Below are 14,949 nucleotides of genomic sequence, written 5' to 3'. Positions count from 1 at the left end.
ATAAAGAACGTGTTCCTTTTCCCCTGACAAGGAAAATAACAGGAACAAACAGGTATCAGACGATTGCTGATACGTGTGAAAGAACCGGTGGAGCGGTAGTTCAGTTGGTTAGAATACCTGCCTGTCACGCAGGGGGTCGCGGGTTCGAGCCCCGTCCGTTCCGCCAATTATTAAAAATTATGCCTGCTAAATTAGCAGGCATAATAGTAAGCGTAATTTAGGGGCGTAGCTCAGTTGGTAGAGCACCGGTCTCCAAAACCGGGTGTCGCGAGTTCGAGTCTCTCCGCCCCTGCCATATTTAAACCCTTCGCGAAAGCGAGGGGTTTTTTTTCGTCTCAATTTCCTGAAACTCCTCTCTATTTTTTTAACCTCTTCCCCTTAGCCCCACTATTCTGGGGATTATTTGCACCAATGGGCTCAAAATCTTCGCTTTTGCCAGTTGTTTTTTTGTCATGTTTTGGCTGAATACATGCACGAATTGATTGTTCTCCCCGTATGTGACCTCGCTCATGCTCCCATTTTCCCTATGTACTAAACCTAATCATCGTCTTATGACGACTATCAAACCCTGACCGCATTCTTTTATCCATTTTCCGACAAAACTGTCGTAGCGGCTGAATGCGTATGTCGGGTAAACGTCCTGGCCGTACCCTACGAGTCATAACAAAAAGTAGCTCAGACTACACGCGAGGAAAGAAACATGTACAAACGCTTATTTGTGGCAGCAGCAGTAGCAACAGCATTTTGTGGCGCAGTTCAGGCGGCTCCGCTGGTTGTTGGTTTTTCGCAGATCGGCTCTGAGTCTGGGTGGCGTTCTGCGGAAACCAAAGTCTCTAAATCAGAAGCGGAAAAACGTGGTATTACACTGAAAATATCTGATGCTCAGCAAAAACAAGAGAACCAAATCAAAGCAATACGTTCATTCATCGCACAGGGTGTTGATGCCATTTTCATCGCTCCTGTTGTTGCTACTGGCTGGGCTCCGGTTCTGACCGAAGCTAAAGAAGCTAAGATCCCTGTGTTCCTGTTAGACCGTACGATCGAGGTCAGTGATCCGTCTCTTTACACTGCTGCAGTCGCTTCTGACAGCGTATATGAGGGCAAAGTGGCGGGTGACTGGCTGGTGAAGGACGCTGCTGGCAAACCATGTAATGTTGTCGAATTGCAGGGTACGGTCGGTGCCAGTGTGGCGTTAAATCGTAAACAAGGCTTTGCAGATGCGTTGAAAGCTGCACCAAACGTCAAAATTATCCGCTCACAGTCCGGCGATTTCACCCGCAGTAAAGGCAAAGAAGTAATGGAAAGCTTCATCAAGGCTGAGCAAAACGGTAAGAACATTTGTGCTGTTTACGCCCATAACGACGATATGGCGATCGGTGCAATTCAGGCTATCAAAGAAGCTGGCCTGAAACCGGGTTCGCAGATCAAAATCGTCTCTATCGACGGTGTTCCTGATATCTACAAAGCTATGCTGGCGGGTGAAGCGAATGCTTCTGTTGAGCTGACACCAAACATGGCTGGCCCGGCATTTGATGCGCTGATTGCGATGAAAAAGGATGGTACGCAACCGAAGAAATTCATTCAGACTCAATCCGCGTTGATCCTGCCGGACATGGCTCAGAAAGAGTATGACATGAAGAAAAACATGGGTTACTGAGCCGGTTTACCGGCTTGTCTCACGGGCAAGCCGGTAACAATTATTCCCTTTTCGCTTATAGCGAATGCAGCAGGAGTAGTGACGTGACGGATAATCCTGGTTCAGAAACGCTGCTTGAAGTACGCGGCTTATCAGTTGAATTCCCCGGCGTAAAAGCGCTGGAAAATGTCGACTTTACCCTCGAACGCGGTGAAATTGTTGCCCTTTTAGGTGAGAAYGGCGCCGGTAAGTCCACAATGATTAAGGCCCTCACCGGTGTCTATAAACGTTCTGCTGGCCAGGTCTTTCTTAACGGAAAACCGATCGAGCCAATCAGTACTGCTGATGCCCAGTCGCTGGGGATTGGTACGGTATATCAGGAAGTAAATCTCCTGCCAAATATCTCTGTTGCTGCCAACTTGTTCATTGGGCGCGAGCCAACCCGTTTCGGGCTGGTTAATCAGCGCAAGATGGAACAACAGGCCGACGCCCTTCTGGAAGGCTATGGGCTGCATCTGGATGTCAGCCAGCCACTCTCAACCTACTCCATTGCGATTCAGCAAATCGTGGCAATTGCCCGCGCTGTTGACCTGTCTGCACAGGTTTTAATTCTTGATGAACCCACTGCCAGCCTTGATGCCAAAGAAGTCAGTATGTTGCTCGATATTCTGGTTCAACTGCGTAATAAAGGGGTGGGGATGATTTTCGTCACCCATTTCCTCGATCAGGTTTATCGGATCAGCGACCGGATTACCGTTTTGCGAAACGGTAAGCGTGTGGGGTCTGAACGAACGGTGGATTTACCGCGTATCGATCTCGTGCCGATGATGCTAGGACACAGTTTTGATGAAAACCTGCTCAAACGCACCGAACATAGAAATGTAACGGGCGAGCCATTAGTGGATTTCAAAGGCTATGGGCGTCGAGGTGTGGTCGAACATTTTGACCTGAAAGTACGTCGGGGGGAAATCGTCGGACTGGCGGGTTTACTGGGATCAGGACGGACGGAAACCGCTCAGCTGATTTTTGGCATTAAAGGGCATGACAGCGGCAATGCACGTGTCGATGGCAAAGAAGTCGCCATCAGCACGCCCAGAAAAGCGGCTAAACTGGGATTTGGTTACTGCCCGGAAGATCGTAAAACCGATGGCATTATCGGCGCGGCTACAGTGCGTGAAAATATCATCCTTGCCTTACAGGCGCAGCGCGGCTGGTTGCGTCCTTTACCCATGAAAGAGCAGCATCAGATCGCCGAAAAATTTATCAAACTCCTTGGCATCCGTACACCCGGCACTGAGCAGGAAATTCAGTATCTTTCCGGTGGTAACCAGCAAAAAGTATTGCTGTCTCGCTGGCTTGCAACCAATCCTCGTTTCCTCATTCTCGATGAACCTACCCGTGGGATTGACGTCGGTGCCCATGCAGAAATCATCCGTCTGATTGAAAAACTTTGTGACGAAGGCCTGGCGTTACTGGTCATTTCCTCTGAGCTGGAAGAACTGGCGGGTTATGCCGATCGTATTGTTGTCTTACGAGACCGTCGTCATATTGCCGAAATTGAGCAGGCTGATATCTCCGTGCCAGCCATTATGAAAGCCATTGCGGCGCAATGAGGGGAGATAGTGATGAATAACAGGAGCCTGCCAATGACGGGAAAACCGCGCAAAGTAAGATGGGTATTTCCAAAAGGCACCACGCAAATCGGTGCTTTCGTCGCAATATTAATCATAGACAGCCTGGTCGCCCCGGGCTTTTTCTCTATCCATATTCAGGATGGCCGCTTGTTTGGCAGCCTGGTGGATATTTTCAACCGTGGTGCCCCTGTCGCTTTGCTGGCTCTCGGGATGACGCTGGTTATCGCGACCGGCGGCATCGACCTTTCCGTCGGTGCGGTCATGGCGATTGCCGGTGCAACAGCCGCGACCATGACGGTGCAAGGATATCCGCTGATGATCGTGCTGCTGGCCTCGGTCGGGGTGGGGGCAATATGCGGTTTGTGGAATGGCTTTTTGGTCGCTGTTCTGCAAATTCAGCCGATTGTTGCCACGCTGATGCTGATGGTCGCCGGACGTGGCATCGCACAGCTAATCACGGAAGGGCAAATCGTCACGTTTGAACACAATGGCCTATCGCAGTTTGGCAGTGGTTCTTTGTTCTATCTGCCAATGCCGGTGATCATTGCCGTCGCTATGCTGGTTCTTGTCTGGGCACTGACGCGGAAAACAGCGCTTGGCCTGTTCATCGAATCAGTCGGCATCAATATCCGTTCTGCTTATAACGCCGGCGTAAATGCCCGTTTAGTGCTGATCTCCACTTACGTCATCTGTGGGATTTGCGCGGCCGTTGCGGGCGTTATCATAACGGCCGATATTCGCGGAGCGGACGCCAATAATGCCGGACTATGGCTGGAACTTGATGCCATTCTTGCCGTCGTCATCGGCGGCGGCTCGTTACTGGGTGGACGTTTTAACCTGCTTCTTTCGGTTGTCGGTGCACTGATCATTCAGGGAATGAATACCGGCATTCTGCTCTCCGGCTTCAAACCGGAATTCAACCTGGTGCTGAAAGCTCTGGTGGTGCTCGCTGTACTGGTAGTTCAGTCGCCCCGCGTCTCTTTCAGTAATCTGTTCCGGAGGAAAGGATAATGCTCAAAAGAAATCTGCCCCTGCTGATTACTATCGTGGTTTTCCTGGCCGGATACGCCTATTGCTTCACTCAGTTCCCCGGTTTTGCATCCACACGCGTGTTTTTTGATTTGCTGACGGATAACGCGTTTCTCGGCATCGTGGCCGTCGGGATGACATTTGTCATCTTATCTGGCGGCATCGATCTGTCAGTGGGTTCTGTTATCGCTTTCACCGGTGTTTTGCTGGCGAAACTCATCGGTGCTTATGGCATCGCGCCTGGCTATGCCTTTGTCATCGTGCTGTTGATGGGCACCACGTTTGGTGCGCTGATGGGATGGATCATTGATACGTTGAAACTGCCGGCTTTCATCATCACGCTGGCGGGCATGTTTTTTGTGCGCGGTATGAGTTTTATTGTTTCGGAAGAATCGTTGCCGATTAACCATCCGGTTTATGAATTCCTCGCCAATTATGCCTGGAAAATGCCCGGTGGTGGTCGTTTCACATTGCTGGCTCTGGTTATGTTGCTGGTGGTGCTTGGCGGGATTATTCTGGCTCACCGTACGCGATTCGGTAACAACGTCTATGCCGTTGGCGGTAGCAATGTGTCGGCTGCGCTGATGGGGGTGCCGGTAAGGCGTACCACGATTTATATCTACATGCTGTCCAGTACGCTGGCGGTCTTATCGGGCATCATTTTCTCGCTCTACACCTCTGCGGGTTATGCACTCGCGGCGAGTGGTGTAGAACTGGATGCTATCGCCTCTGTTGTGATTGGGGGGACGTTACTGAGTGGCGGCGTAGGCACAGTTTTAGGCAGCTTGTTTGGCGTGCTTATTCAGGGGTTGATCCAAACCTACATCACTTTCGATGGTACGCTTAGTTCGTGGTGGACCAAAATCGTGATGGGCGTTTTGTTGTTTATCTTCATCGGATTGCAAAAAGGGATGGGCAGCTTCTGGACAGCCAGAAGAGCGCGCCATCCGCGACCAGAACCGTCCTGAAACAGGACGGTATCAGAAATTAGTGATCAGCGGTGTTTTGAGTAACTGACGGATCAACACTTGCTGGTCGCTGGTTTGCAGCCAGACGGCGTAAAGCGGGCGGATCACCGGCGGAATATCTTCATGTGCGGCCAGTTGCGGATATTCTTTGGCCCAGTGCGCAGGCAGGAACGCACAACCGCCGGTATTTTCCAGCAACTGACGCGTCAGATGTGCAGAGGTTGTGGTTAACACCGGTTCCTGATCGCTGTTTTGCAGTTTTTCCTGCTGAGGAAAATCAGCGCCCCATTCCAGCTTCACATACGGTGATTGTTCGCTTCTGACCGTTTTCTGCGATGAGAATAGTCGTAACGAGAAATTACCTAGTAACTGACTTGAGAGCTCGTCCATCTTTGGTGGCTCGGTGGTGATCAGCAAATCCAGTTGTCTTTCATGCAATTGTTTGACCAGCGACTGACGCAGTGCAATGCGCGCCTCAAGCCTAAGCGTGCCACGCTGGGTGTAAAGAGACTGCAGCCACGGGGTCAGATAGGCTTCCCAGAGCGACGCCGTCGCACCAATCGACAATTCTGTGTGCTGTAACGAGCGTACAACCTCTTTTTTCGCCATTTGCCACGTTGACATAAGATTCTCTGCATAAGGCAGCAGACGTTCTCCTGCGGGCGTTAAGCGGATGTTATTGCGATGCCGTGTGAATAAATTGGCGCCAAGTTGGGTTTCCAGTTGCCGGATACGAAAGCTGACAGCGGATTGCGTCAGGTAAAGGGATTCCGCCGCCCGACCAAAGTGGCGAGTTCTACTGACCTCCAAAAAGGTTTTCAGTAATTCCGTGTCCAAAACTATCTCCAATATTTTTTGTCGTTAAGATTTAAATGTTTTGTTTTACACAATGTCAAGCCTAACTAATACTCCGCGCCATAACAGCACGACCATGAGAGAATTAGGAGCGTGTCAGATGGCGGAAAGCTTCACCACGACAAGTCGTTTTTTTGATAATAAACATTACCCTCGCGGGTTCTCCCGGCATGGCGATTTCACCATTAAAGAAGCGCAAATGCTAGAACGTTACGGCTTTGCTTTTAACGAGCTGGATCTGGGAAAACGTGAGCCCGTTACCGACGAAGAAAAACTGTTCCTGGAGGTTTGCCGTGGTACGCGCGAACCTGTAACGGATGCAGAAAAAGTGTGGAACAAATACATTGTCCGCACTCGTCGTCCGAAGAAATTCCACACGTTGTCTGGCGGTAAACCGCAGGCTGACGCTGTAGAAGACTACACGGAAAGCGATGACTAATGAAACGGGGCGATGCCCCGTTTTTTTATGCCAGACTCTTATGTAGAGTTAACAATAGCCTATCCATGCTGCGATAGCTCAGTGCTTCAGCAATATGTCTTCGTTCAATCGATTCCCCGCCGCCCAAATCAGCCAATGTTCTCGCGACTTTCAGAATGCGATGCCAGGCTCTGACCGATAATCCCAGTTTATGCAGGACTTCTTCCAAAAATTCAGCATCTGCTTTGGTTAACACACAGTACGTCTCCACTTCGCTACTGCTCAGATGCGCGTTGATTTTTCCCGCGCGTTTTAACTGAATTTCTCTGGCGGTCAGTACCCGTTCCCGCACTTGTACACTATTTTCCCTGAGCGCAGGCGTATGGTTTTGCTGGCTCAAAATGCCGGGCGGCAGGAGCGGGACTTCAATCGACAGATCGAATCTGTCGAGAAATGGCCCGGAAAGCCGGCTCAGGTAGCGTAAAACCTGCTGTGGCGGTGTGCGGTTATGAATACCCTGATAGTGTCCGGTCGGGCTGGGATTCATCGCTGCAATCAGTTGCGCTCTTGCCGGATAGCGGACTTTCGCCCGTGCACGGGAAATGGTGATTTCGCCGGATTCCATTGGCTGGCGCAGAGCATCAAGAACCTGGCGCTGAAATTCTGGCAGTTCGTCGAGAAACAATACGCCGTTATGTGCCAGTGATATTTCTCCCGGTCTGGGTAACGACCCGCCTCCCACCAGCGCGCTCATGGATGTGCTGTGATGCGGTGCACGAAAGGGGCGGATGCGTGAAAACTCGCCGTCATCTTCGGGGTTATACACCAGGCTGGCAATGGCGGCCGTTTCCAGCTTTTCCTCGTTACTCATGGGCGGCAGTAAACCGGGCAACCGGCTAGCCAGCATGGTTTTTCCGGTGCCGGGAGGCCCAATCAACAATAAATTATGCCCTCCCGCTGCTGCCACTTCGAGCGCGCGCTTTGATTGCTCCTGTCCGATGATATCGGCAATGTCAGGTTGATACCCGGGCGGAGGCGCCGTCGCCGGAAATTCAATCGGTGGCAAATTGTCCTCGCCCTGAAGGAATGCGCAGACCTGCAATAAGTGCCCGGCCACCTTCGCTACACCGGGATCAAGAAGCGTCATTTCCGTCTGATTACTTTGCGGCAGGATCAACACCCGGCCTTCTTTTTGCGCCTCAAGTGCCGCCGGAATCGCGCCATTTACGCTGCGCAGCGCACCGGAAAGGCCCAGCTCACCCAGAAACTCGTACTCCTCAAGCTTATCGCCCTGAAGCTGCTCTGAGGCCACCAGAATCGCCAGCGCGATGGACAAATCATACCGGCCGCCTTCTTTGGGTAAATCAGCGGGTGCAAGATTGACGGTGATGCGTTTGGCCGGAAAGGTAAACCCGCAGTTGATGATGGCGCTGCGAACCCGATCTCTGGCTTCCTTGACGGTGGTTTCCGGTAAACCGACCAGTGTCAGGGCCGGTAATCCGTTGCTGATATGGACCTCGATCGAGACACCGGGTGCCTGAACCCCCAGCGATGCGCGGGTATATACCACGGCTAATGACATGCTTTTTCCTTTGCTATGAGCTCTGCTGACGGCAGCATGCCTGAGCTGGAAACGCTTTCGGGAAGAAGTTTGCTGCAATGCGTAATGCGATGGGAAAATAATCTGCAAGTCACCGACTTAACATGAAGGGATGCGAACTGCTTCGCAACGACAGCAATACTCCTTAACAGTTTAAGGTTTCTGGAAACAAATTAGCGGACTAATTAAGTTGCCGCAAATACCGGCAGGGGTGTTTAATCTTGCTGTATTTAACAATAAATAAACAAATACAGAACACTGATTAACATCTCTCTGCCTGACCAGGGATTTTCCGCAATGCCCTGGTGAGTGCACTACCTGCAGCTATTCCGAAATAGGGACTCACCCATGTTTGGTTGGACTTCTCGGCAGCGTAACGTTGCCATCGCCAGCTTTCTGAGCTGGACTCTCGACGCTTTCGATTTCTTCATTTTGGTCTTCCTGCTCAGCGATATCGCATCGGCATTTCAGGTAGATATCAAACAGGTCACGCTGGCAATACTGCTGACGCTGGCCGTGCGACCGATTGGGGCGTTGCTGTTCGGGCGTGCGGCGGAAAAGTACGGGCGCAAGCCGGTGCTGATGGTCAATATCGCGCTATTTTCTTTCTTCGAGCTGTGTACTGCGGCGGCACCTTCCCTGACCGTTTTCCTGATCCTTCGCGTGATTTACGGCATTGCGATGGGCGGTGTCTGGGGCGTAGCTTCTTCTCTGGCGATGGAAACCATACCTGACCGTTCCCGTGGCGTGATGTCGGGGATTTTTCAGGCGGGTTATCCGTTTGGTTATCTGCTGGCGGCGGTGGTATATGGTTTGCTGTTTAATGTGGTCGGCTGGCGCGGCATGTTTGTGATTGGTGCTGTGCCGGTTTTCCTGCTGCCTTTCATCTGGTTCAAAGTACAGGAATCGCCGGTCTGGCTGGCGGCGCGGGAACGCAACGAAAGCACGGCACTGATGCCGGTGCTGAAGAAAAACTGGAAGCTATGTATTTATCTGGTTGTGCTGATGGCGGGTTTTAATTTCTTCAGCCACGGTACGCAAGATCTCTATCCGACGTTCCTGAAAGTTCAGCACGGTTTTGACGCACATACCGTCAGTTTAATCGCCATAAGCTACAACATTGCGTCAATTATCGGTGGGATCTTCTTTGGTTCGCTGTCTGAGAAAATTGGTCGTAAGAAAGCGATTATTATCGCCGCGTTGCTTTCACTGCCGGTCATTCCATTATGGGCCTTCTCCGGCGGTTCATGGATGCTGGGGCTGGGCGCGTTCCTGATGCAGTTTATGGTGCAGGGCGCATGGGGCGTCGTGCCGACTTATCTGACCGAACTGGTGCCTGCTAACACGCGCGCGGTTCTGCCGGGGTTTGTTTACCAGCTCGGTAATCTGATTGCTTCGGTTAATGCGACGCTTCAGGCTTACATTGCCGAAAGCCACGGACACAACTACGGACTGGCGATGGCAATTGTGGCCGGTACTGTCGCCATTCTGATTTCTGTTCTGGTGGCATTTGGCCGGGATACCCGCGGAAAAGCGATTGCTGGAGCAATAAATAATCAAACGGCAAATCATCACGCTAAGTTTTGATTTTTCAGATGATTTTTCATGGTTTCTGCAACGGACTGCAAATAATAACGCAAGAAAAATGTTGTCATTAATCATCTTACTGTGATAACTCTGTAGGCAATCGTTCGCAATATGAATTTTAGAAACCTAAAAATGAAAGCCCTTCTCCTCGTAGTTAGCCTAGTCGTGATTAGCGTGGTGGTGATTATTATCCCACCGTGCGGGGCTGCACTTGGACGAAGAAAGGCTTATTAAACAAGCCTGAACCTGAAAAGAAACCCCGCACCGAAAGGTCCGGGGTTTTTTTTTGGGTCAGGAATTTCAGAGAACAGAGAAGCGGGGTCGGAAAATGAGCAACAGCATAATATTCTGCACTTGTCGCAAAAAGGCAGGAGAATAAAGATGAACGGAGCACAATGGGTAGTACAAGCGTTGCGTGCGCAGGGTGTAAATACAGTATTTGGTTATCCTGGCGGGGCAATCATGCCGGTATACGATGCATTGTATGACGGCGGCGTGGAACACCTGTTGTGCCGGCATGAGCAGGGTGCTGCAATGGCCGCCATCGGCTATGCCCGTTCTACCGGAAAAGTTGGCGTCTGTATCGCCACTTCCGGTCCTGGCGCGACCAACCTGATCACCGGTCTGGCCGACGCGCTGTTAGACTCCGTTCCGCTGGTGGCCATCACCGGGCAGGTTGGTTCTGCCTTCATCGGCACCGATGCCTTCCAGGAAATCGACGTTTTAGGGTTGTCCCTGGCCTGCACCAAACACAGTTTCCTGGTTGAATCTCTGGAAGCGCTGCCGGAAATCATGGCGGAAGCCTTTGCCATCGCCAGCTCCGGTCGTCCGGGCCCGGTTCTGATCGACATTCCGAAAGATATCCAGCTGGCCGTGGGTGAATTACCGCCGCATCTGGTGGCGGTTGAAGAAACTTTTCCGCATCCTGCGGCTGAATTACAACAAGCCCGCGCCATGATCGCTGCCGCGCAAAAACCGATGGTTTACGTCGGTGGCGGTGTCGGTATCGCGCAGGCCGTTCCGGCATTACGCGAATTCATTACTGCGACAGGCATTCCTGCGGTAGCAACGTTGAAAGGTCTGGGGGCGCCGGATGCCAGCGACCCATGTTATCTGGGTATGCTGGGCATGCACGGTACCAAAGTGGCGAATCTGGCTGTTCAGTCCTGCGATTTGCTGATTGCCGTCGGCGCGCGTTTCGACGACCGCGTGACCGGCAAGCTGAATACTTTTGCGCCAGACGCCGTGGTTATCCACATGGATATCGATCCGGCCGAGCTGAACAAATTGCGCCAGGCGCATGTGGCGTTGCAGGGTGATCTGAATGCGCTGTTACCGGCGCTGCAACAACCCCTGAACATCAACGCCTGGCGTGATGAAGTGATGACGCTGAAAGCGCAGGGCGAATGGCGCTACGATCATCCGGGTGAAGCGATTTATGCGCCGTTGTTACTGAAACAAATCTCTGACCGTAAATCGGCCAATACCGTGGTGACCACCGACGTCGGCCAGCATCAGATGTGGACCGCGCAACATATGCAGTTCACTCGCCCGGAAAACTTCATCACCTCCAGCGGTCTGGGCACGATGGGTTTCGGCGTTCCTGCCGCCGTCGGCGCACAGGTTGCCCGCCCCGACGATATGGTGATCTGCGTTTCCGGTGACGGTTCATTCATGATGAATGTTCAGGAGCTGGGCACCATCAAGCGAAAACAGTTGCCCGTCAAAATCCTGTTGCTGGATAACCAGCGATTAGGGATGGTTCGACAGTGGCAGGAATTGTTCTTCGACGGACGCTTCAGTGAAACCAACCTCTCCGATAACCCCGATTTTGTCAYGCTGGCCAGCGCATTCAACATCCCCGGCCAGCGTATCCACCGTAAAGATCAAGTCGATGCCGCTTTGGACGCTTTCTTCAACAGTGAAGGTCCGTATTTGCTCCAGGTTTCCATCGACGAAAATGAGAATGTCTGGCCGCTGGTTCCACCGGGCGCAGGCAACGAAACCATGCTGGAGAAAATGTCATGATGCAACATAACGTCTCAATTCAGGCCCGCTTCCGCCCCGAAATGTTAGAGCGCGTATTACGCGTCGTCCGTCACCGTGGTTTTCAGGTGTGCGCAATGAACATGACGCCGATGGTCAATGCGGAAAACATAAATATCGAATTGACCGTTGCCAGTCAGCGGCCCGTAGATTTACTGTCTTCACAGTTACGCAAACTTATGGATGTCGCTTGTGTCGAGATCCAGCAACATACATCACAACAAATACGCGCGAATGCGTGAGTAAAGGAACGAGAGAATGACGAAGAAAGCTGATTACATTTGGTTCAACGGCGAGATGGTTCCGTGGGCAGAAGCTAAAGTCCATGTCATGTCACACGCACTGCATTACGGCACTTCCGTTTTCGAAGGCGTGCGTTGCTACGACTCCCATAAAGGCCCGGTCGTATTCCGTCACCGTGAACATATGCAGCGTCTGCGCGATTCCGCAAAAATTTACCGTATGCCTGTTTCCCAGAGCGTGGACGAGCTGATGGAAGCTTGCCGCGAAACCCTGCGCAAAAACAATCTGGTCAGCGCGTATATCCGTCCGCTGGTGTTTGTCGGCGATGTGGGTATGGGCGTTAATCCGCCGGACGGCTACAAAACTGATGTGATCATCGCCGCCTTCCCGTGGGGCGCGTATCTGGGTGAAGAAGCGCTGGAGCAGGGTATCGACGCGATGGTGTCTTCATGGAACCGCGTTGCTGCAAACACCATTCCAACCGCTGCGAAAGCCGGTGGTAACTACCTGTCCTCCCTGCTGGTCGGCAGCGAAGCACGTCGTCACGGTTATCAGGAAGGTATCGCGCTGGACATTCACGGCTATGTGTCTGAAGGCGCTGGCGAAAACCTGTTTGAAGTGAAAGAAGGCATTCTGTTCACACCGCCATTTACCTCTTCTGCCCTGCCAGGTATCACCCGTGACGCTATTATTAAACTGGCAAAAGACCTGGGTCTTGAAGTGCGTGAGCAAGTTCTGTCCCGTGAATCCCTGTATCTGGCAGACGAAGTCTTCATGTCCGGTACCGCTGCAGAAATCACCCCGGTGCGCAGCGTTGACGGCATTCAGGTCGGTATCGGTAAACGTGGTCCGGTGACCAAACAAATTCAGGATGCATTCTTCGGCCTGTTCACCGGCAAAACCGAAGATAAATGGGGTTGGCTGGATCCAATCAACCCACAATAATTTTACCCGTCATCCTTCAGGCCGCCTCCGCGTTCGCTGCCTGGTGCAACCCGAATGATTCAGGGTAAATAAGAAATTCAGCAGGTAGCGATTTCGCTGCCTGCTAAACAGAAATGATTTGGAGTGAACAGAGCATGCCTAAGTACCGTTCCCACACCACGACACACGGCCGCAACATGGCTGGCGCCCGCGCATTATGGCGCGCTACCGGCATGACGGATAACGATTTTGGTAAGCCCATTATTGCCGTCGTCAACTCATTCACCCAGTTCGTGCCGGGCCACGTGCATTTGCGCGATTTGGGTAAGCTGGTTGCCGAGCAAATCGAAGCGTCCGGCGGCGTGGCGAAAGAATTCAACACTATCGCTGTGGATGACGGGATTGCCATGGGGCATGGCGGCATGCTGTATTCATTGCCTTCACGCGAACTGATTGCTGACTCGGTGGAATACATGGTTAACGCGCACTGCGCTGATGCCATGGTGTGTATTTCCAACTGCGACAAAATCACCCCGGGAATGCTGATGGCGTCACTGCGCCTGAATATTCCGGTGATCTTCGTTTCCGGTGGTCCGATGGAAGCCGGTAAAACCAAACTGTCTGACAAAATCATCAAACTCGACCTGGTCGATGCGATGATTCAGGGCGCAAACCCGAACGTCAGTGATGCCGACAGCGAACAAATCGAACGTTCTGCCTGTCCGACCTGCGGCTCCTGTTCCGGTATGTTTACCGCCAACTCCATGAACTGTCTGACCGAAGCGCTGGGCCTTTCTCAGCCGGGTAACGGTTCATTGCTGGCTACTCACGCCGATCGCCGCGATTTGTTCCTTAACGCCGGTCGCCGCATCGTTGAGCTGACCAAACGTTATTACGAAAAAGACGATGAAAGCGCATTGCCGCGCAACATCGCCAGCAAAGCGGCATTCGAAAACGCCATGATCCTGGATATCGCGATGGGCGGCTCGACTAACACCGTTCTTCACCTGCTGGCTGCCGCGCAGGAAGGCGAAATCGACTTCGACATGACCGACATCGACCGTCTGTCACGCAAAGTCCCGCACCTGTGTAAAGTCGCGCCAAGCACTCAGAAATACCACATGGAAGACGTTCACCGTGCCGGTGGCGTGCTGGCGATTCTGGGTGAACTGGATCGCGCCAATCTTCTGAACCGCGACGTGAAAAACATTCTTGGCCTGACCCTGAACCAGACGCTGGATCAGTACGACATCATGCTGACCAAAGACGAAGCGGTGAAAAAAATGTTCCGCGCCGGTCCCGCAGGTATCCGTACTACCCAGGCGTTCTCACAGGATTGCCGCTGGGACACATTGGATGATGACCGTGCCGATGGCTGTATCCGTTCTCTGGAACATGCTTTCAGTAAAGACGGCGGTCTGGCCGTGCTTTACGGCAACATCGCCGAAGCGGGCAGTATCGTTAAAACGGCGGGCGTGGATAAATCCAACCTGACTTTCCGTGGTCCGGCAAAAGTGTACGAAAGCCAGGACAGCGCAGTTGAAGCGATTCTTGGCGGCAAAGTGGTTTCCGGYGACGTTGTTGTGATTCGTTACGAAGGGCCGAAAGGCGGGCCGGGCATGCAGGAAATGCTGTATCCGACCACTTACCTGAAATCCATGGGTCTCGGCAAAGAGTGCGCGCTGATTACCGATGGTCGTTTCTCCGGCGGCACATCCGGTCTGTCTATCGGCCACGTTTCTCCGGAAGCGGGCAGCGGCGGCCTGATTGCACTGGTGGAAGATGGCGACATCATCGATATCGACATTCCGAACCGTAGCATGGTGCTGGATGTGCCTGCGGCAGAACTGGCGGCGCGTCACGAAGCTGAACTGGCACGTGGCGACAAAGCCTGGACGCCGAAAAACCGCGAACGTGTGGTTTCACTTGCGCTGCGTGCTTACGCATTGCTGGCGACCAGTGCCGATAAAGGCGCAGTGCGCGACAAGTCTAAGCTGGGAGGCTGACAG

The 14,949-nt window shown here is 52.5% G+C and carries 13 protein-coding genes and 2 tRNA genes; 13 read left to right on the top strand and 2 right to left on the bottom strand.

Annotated features, from left to right (window positions below; all coding sequences use genetic code 11):
• Window positions 1-89: 89 nt before the first annotated feature.
• The 6 genes from AC1DUO_RS12730 to yjfF all read left to right on the top strand — a co-directional run bounded on the left by AC1DUO_RS12730 (window position 90) and on the right by yjfF (window position 5,267).
• A tRNA-Asp gene (locus tag AC1DUO_RS12730) sits at window positions 90-166 on the top strand.
• A 53-nt stretch (window positions 167-219) separates the two neighbouring features.
• A tRNA-Trp gene (locus AC1DUO_RS12725) sits at window positions 220-295 on the top strand.
• Between the two features lie 405 nt (window positions 296-700).
• Window positions 701-1,657, top strand: a complete 957-nt coding sequence (ytfQ, locus tag AC1DUO_RS12720) for a galactofuranose ABC transporter, galactofuranose-binding protein YtfQ (protein WP_013577556.1) — start codon at window positions 701-703, stop codon at window positions 1,655-1,657.
• 110 nt (window positions 1,658-1,767) lie between these two features.
• Window positions 1,768-3,249 carry a galactofuranose ABC transporter, ATP-binding protein YtfR gene (gene ytfR, locus AC1DUO_RS12715; protein WP_183065415.1) on the top strand — a complete coding sequence of 494 codons (1,482 nt, stop codon included), beginning with the start codon at window positions 1,768-1,770 and terminating at the stop codon, window positions 3,247-3,249.
• A gap of 12 nt (window positions 3,250-3,261) precedes the next feature.
• A complete protein-coding gene (gene ytfT, locus AC1DUO_RS12710) occupies window positions 3,262-4,281 on the top strand; it encodes a galactofuranose ABC transporter, ATP-binding protein YtfT (protein ID WP_015690591.1) in 1,020 nt (339 codons plus the stop codon).
• The gene (gene yjfF / locus AC1DUO_RS12705; protein WP_013577553.1) at window positions 4,281-5,267 is read left to right on the top strand and encodes a galactofuranose ABC transporter, permease protein YjfF; all 987 of its coding nucleotides are present in this window, start codon (window positions 4,281-4,283) and stop codon (window positions 5,265-5,267) included. Before ytfT ends, yjfF begins: the two co-directional genes overlap by 1 nt.
• A gap of 12 nt (window positions 5,268-5,279) precedes the next feature.
• Here the strand turns inward: yjfF and hdfR are convergent, their stop codons facing one another.
• On the bottom strand, window positions 5,280-6,104 hold the full coding sequence (hdfR, locus tag AC1DUO_RS12700) for an HTH-type transcriptional regulator HdfR (RefSeq protein ID WP_037035439.1): 825 nt from the start codon (window positions 6,102-6,104) through the stop codon (window positions 5,280-5,282).
• Window positions 6,105-6,222: 118 nt separating this feature from the next.
• On the opposite strand from hdfR, the gene AC1DUO_RS12695 reads away from it, so the two are divergent.
• Entirely contained in the window at window positions 6,223-6,561 is a 339-nt protein-coding gene (locus tag AC1DUO_RS12695) for a MaoP family protein (RefSeq protein ID WP_013577551.1), read from the top strand.
• A gap of 25 nt (window positions 6,562-6,586) precedes the next feature.
• On the opposite strand, the gene AC1DUO_RS12690 is transcribed toward AC1DUO_RS12695, so the two are convergent.
• Window positions 6,587-8,122, bottom strand: a complete 1,536-nt coding sequence (locus AC1DUO_RS12690) for a YifB family Mg chelatase-like AAA ATPase (protein WP_119262189.1) — start codon at window positions 8,120-8,122, stop codon at window positions 6,587-6,589.
• Window positions 8,123-8,488: 366 nt separating this feature from the next.
• Here AC1DUO_RS12690 and AC1DUO_RS12685 point away from each other — a divergent pair, with 366 nt between their 5' ends.
• The 6 genes from AC1DUO_RS12685 to ilvD all read left to right on the top strand — a co-directional run bounded on the left by AC1DUO_RS12685 (window position 8,489) and on the right by ilvD (window position 14,946).
• Window positions 8,489-9,727, top strand: a complete 1,239-nt coding sequence (locus tag AC1DUO_RS12685) for an MFS transporter (protein WP_013577549.1) — start codon at window positions 8,489-8,491, stop codon at window positions 9,725-9,727.
• A 132-nt stretch (window positions 9,728-9,859) separates the two neighbouring features.
• On the top strand, window positions 9,860-9,961 hold the full coding sequence (gene ilvL / locus AC1DUO_RS12680) for an ilv operon leader peptide (protein ID WP_015699153.1): 102 nt from the start codon (window positions 9,860-9,862) through the stop codon (window positions 9,959-9,961).
• A 147-nt stretch (window positions 9,962-10,108) separates the two neighbouring features.
• Window positions 10,109-11,755, top strand: a complete 1,647-nt coding sequence (ilvG, locus tag AC1DUO_RS12675; protein ID WP_477987526.1) for an acetolactate synthase 2 catalytic subunit — start codon at window positions 10,109-10,111, stop codon at window positions 11,753-11,755.
• On the top strand, window positions 11,752-12,015 hold the full coding sequence (ilvM, locus tag AC1DUO_RS12670; protein ID WP_013577547.1) for an acetolactate synthase 2 small subunit: 264 nt from the start codon (window positions 11,752-11,754) through the stop codon (window positions 12,013-12,015). The genes ilvG and ilvM overlap by 4 nt, the downstream gene beginning before the upstream one ends.
• A gap of 16 nt (window positions 12,016-12,031) precedes the next feature.
• Window positions 12,032-12,961, top strand: coding sequence for a branched-chain amino acid transaminase (locus AC1DUO_RS12665; protein WP_013577546.1), 930 nt, complete (start codon window positions 12,032-12,034; stop codon window positions 12,959-12,961).
• A gap of 134 nt (window positions 12,962-13,095) precedes the next feature.
• Window positions 13,096-14,946, top strand: a complete 1,851-nt coding sequence (ilvD, locus tag AC1DUO_RS12660; RefSeq protein WP_013577545.1) for a dihydroxy-acid dehydratase — start codon at window positions 13,096-13,098, stop codon at window positions 14,944-14,946.
• Window positions 14,947-14,949 lie beyond the last annotated feature (3 nt).

It is taken from the genome of Rahnella sp. P4_A8, assembly GCF_056402435.1.
Note: the sequence above shows the minus strand (reverse complement) of the source record. Positions and strands in the feature narration are given on the sequence as shown.

Coding starts and splice junctions, on each gene's coding strand:
- yjfF (WP_013577553.1), top strand. CDS start 4,281: ATGCTCAAAAGAAATCTGCCCCTGCTGATTACTATCGTGGTTTTCCTG.
- AC1DUO_RS12685 (WP_013577549.1), top strand. CDS start 8,489: ATGTTTGGTTGGACTTCTCGGCAGCGTAACGTTGCCATCGCCAGCTTT.
- ilvL (WP_015699153.1), top strand. CDS start 9,860: ATGAAAGCCCTTCTCCTCGTAGTTAGCCTAGTCGTGATTAGCGTGGTG.
- AC1DUO_RS12695 (WP_013577551.1), top strand. CDS start 6,223: ATGGCGGAAAGCTTCACCACGACAAGTCGTTTTTTTGATAATAAACAT.
- AC1DUO_RS12690 (WP_119262189.1), bottom strand. CDS start 8,122: ATGTCATTAGCCGTGGTATATACCCGCGCATCGCTGGGGGTTCAGGCA.
- ilvM (WP_013577547.1), top strand. CDS start 11,752: ATGATGCAACATAACGTCTCAATTCAGGCCCGCTTCCGCCCCGAAATG.
- AC1DUO_RS12665 (WP_013577546.1), top strand. CDS start 12,032: ATGACGAAGAAAGCTGATTACATTTGGTTCAACGGCGAGATGGTTCCG.
- ytfQ (WP_013577556.1), top strand. CDS start 701: ATGTACAAACGCTTATTTGTGGCAGCAGCAGTAGCAACAGCATTTTGT.
- ytfT (WP_015690591.1), top strand. CDS start 3,262: ATGAATAACAGGAGCCTGCCAATGACGGGAAAACCGCGCAAAGTAAGA.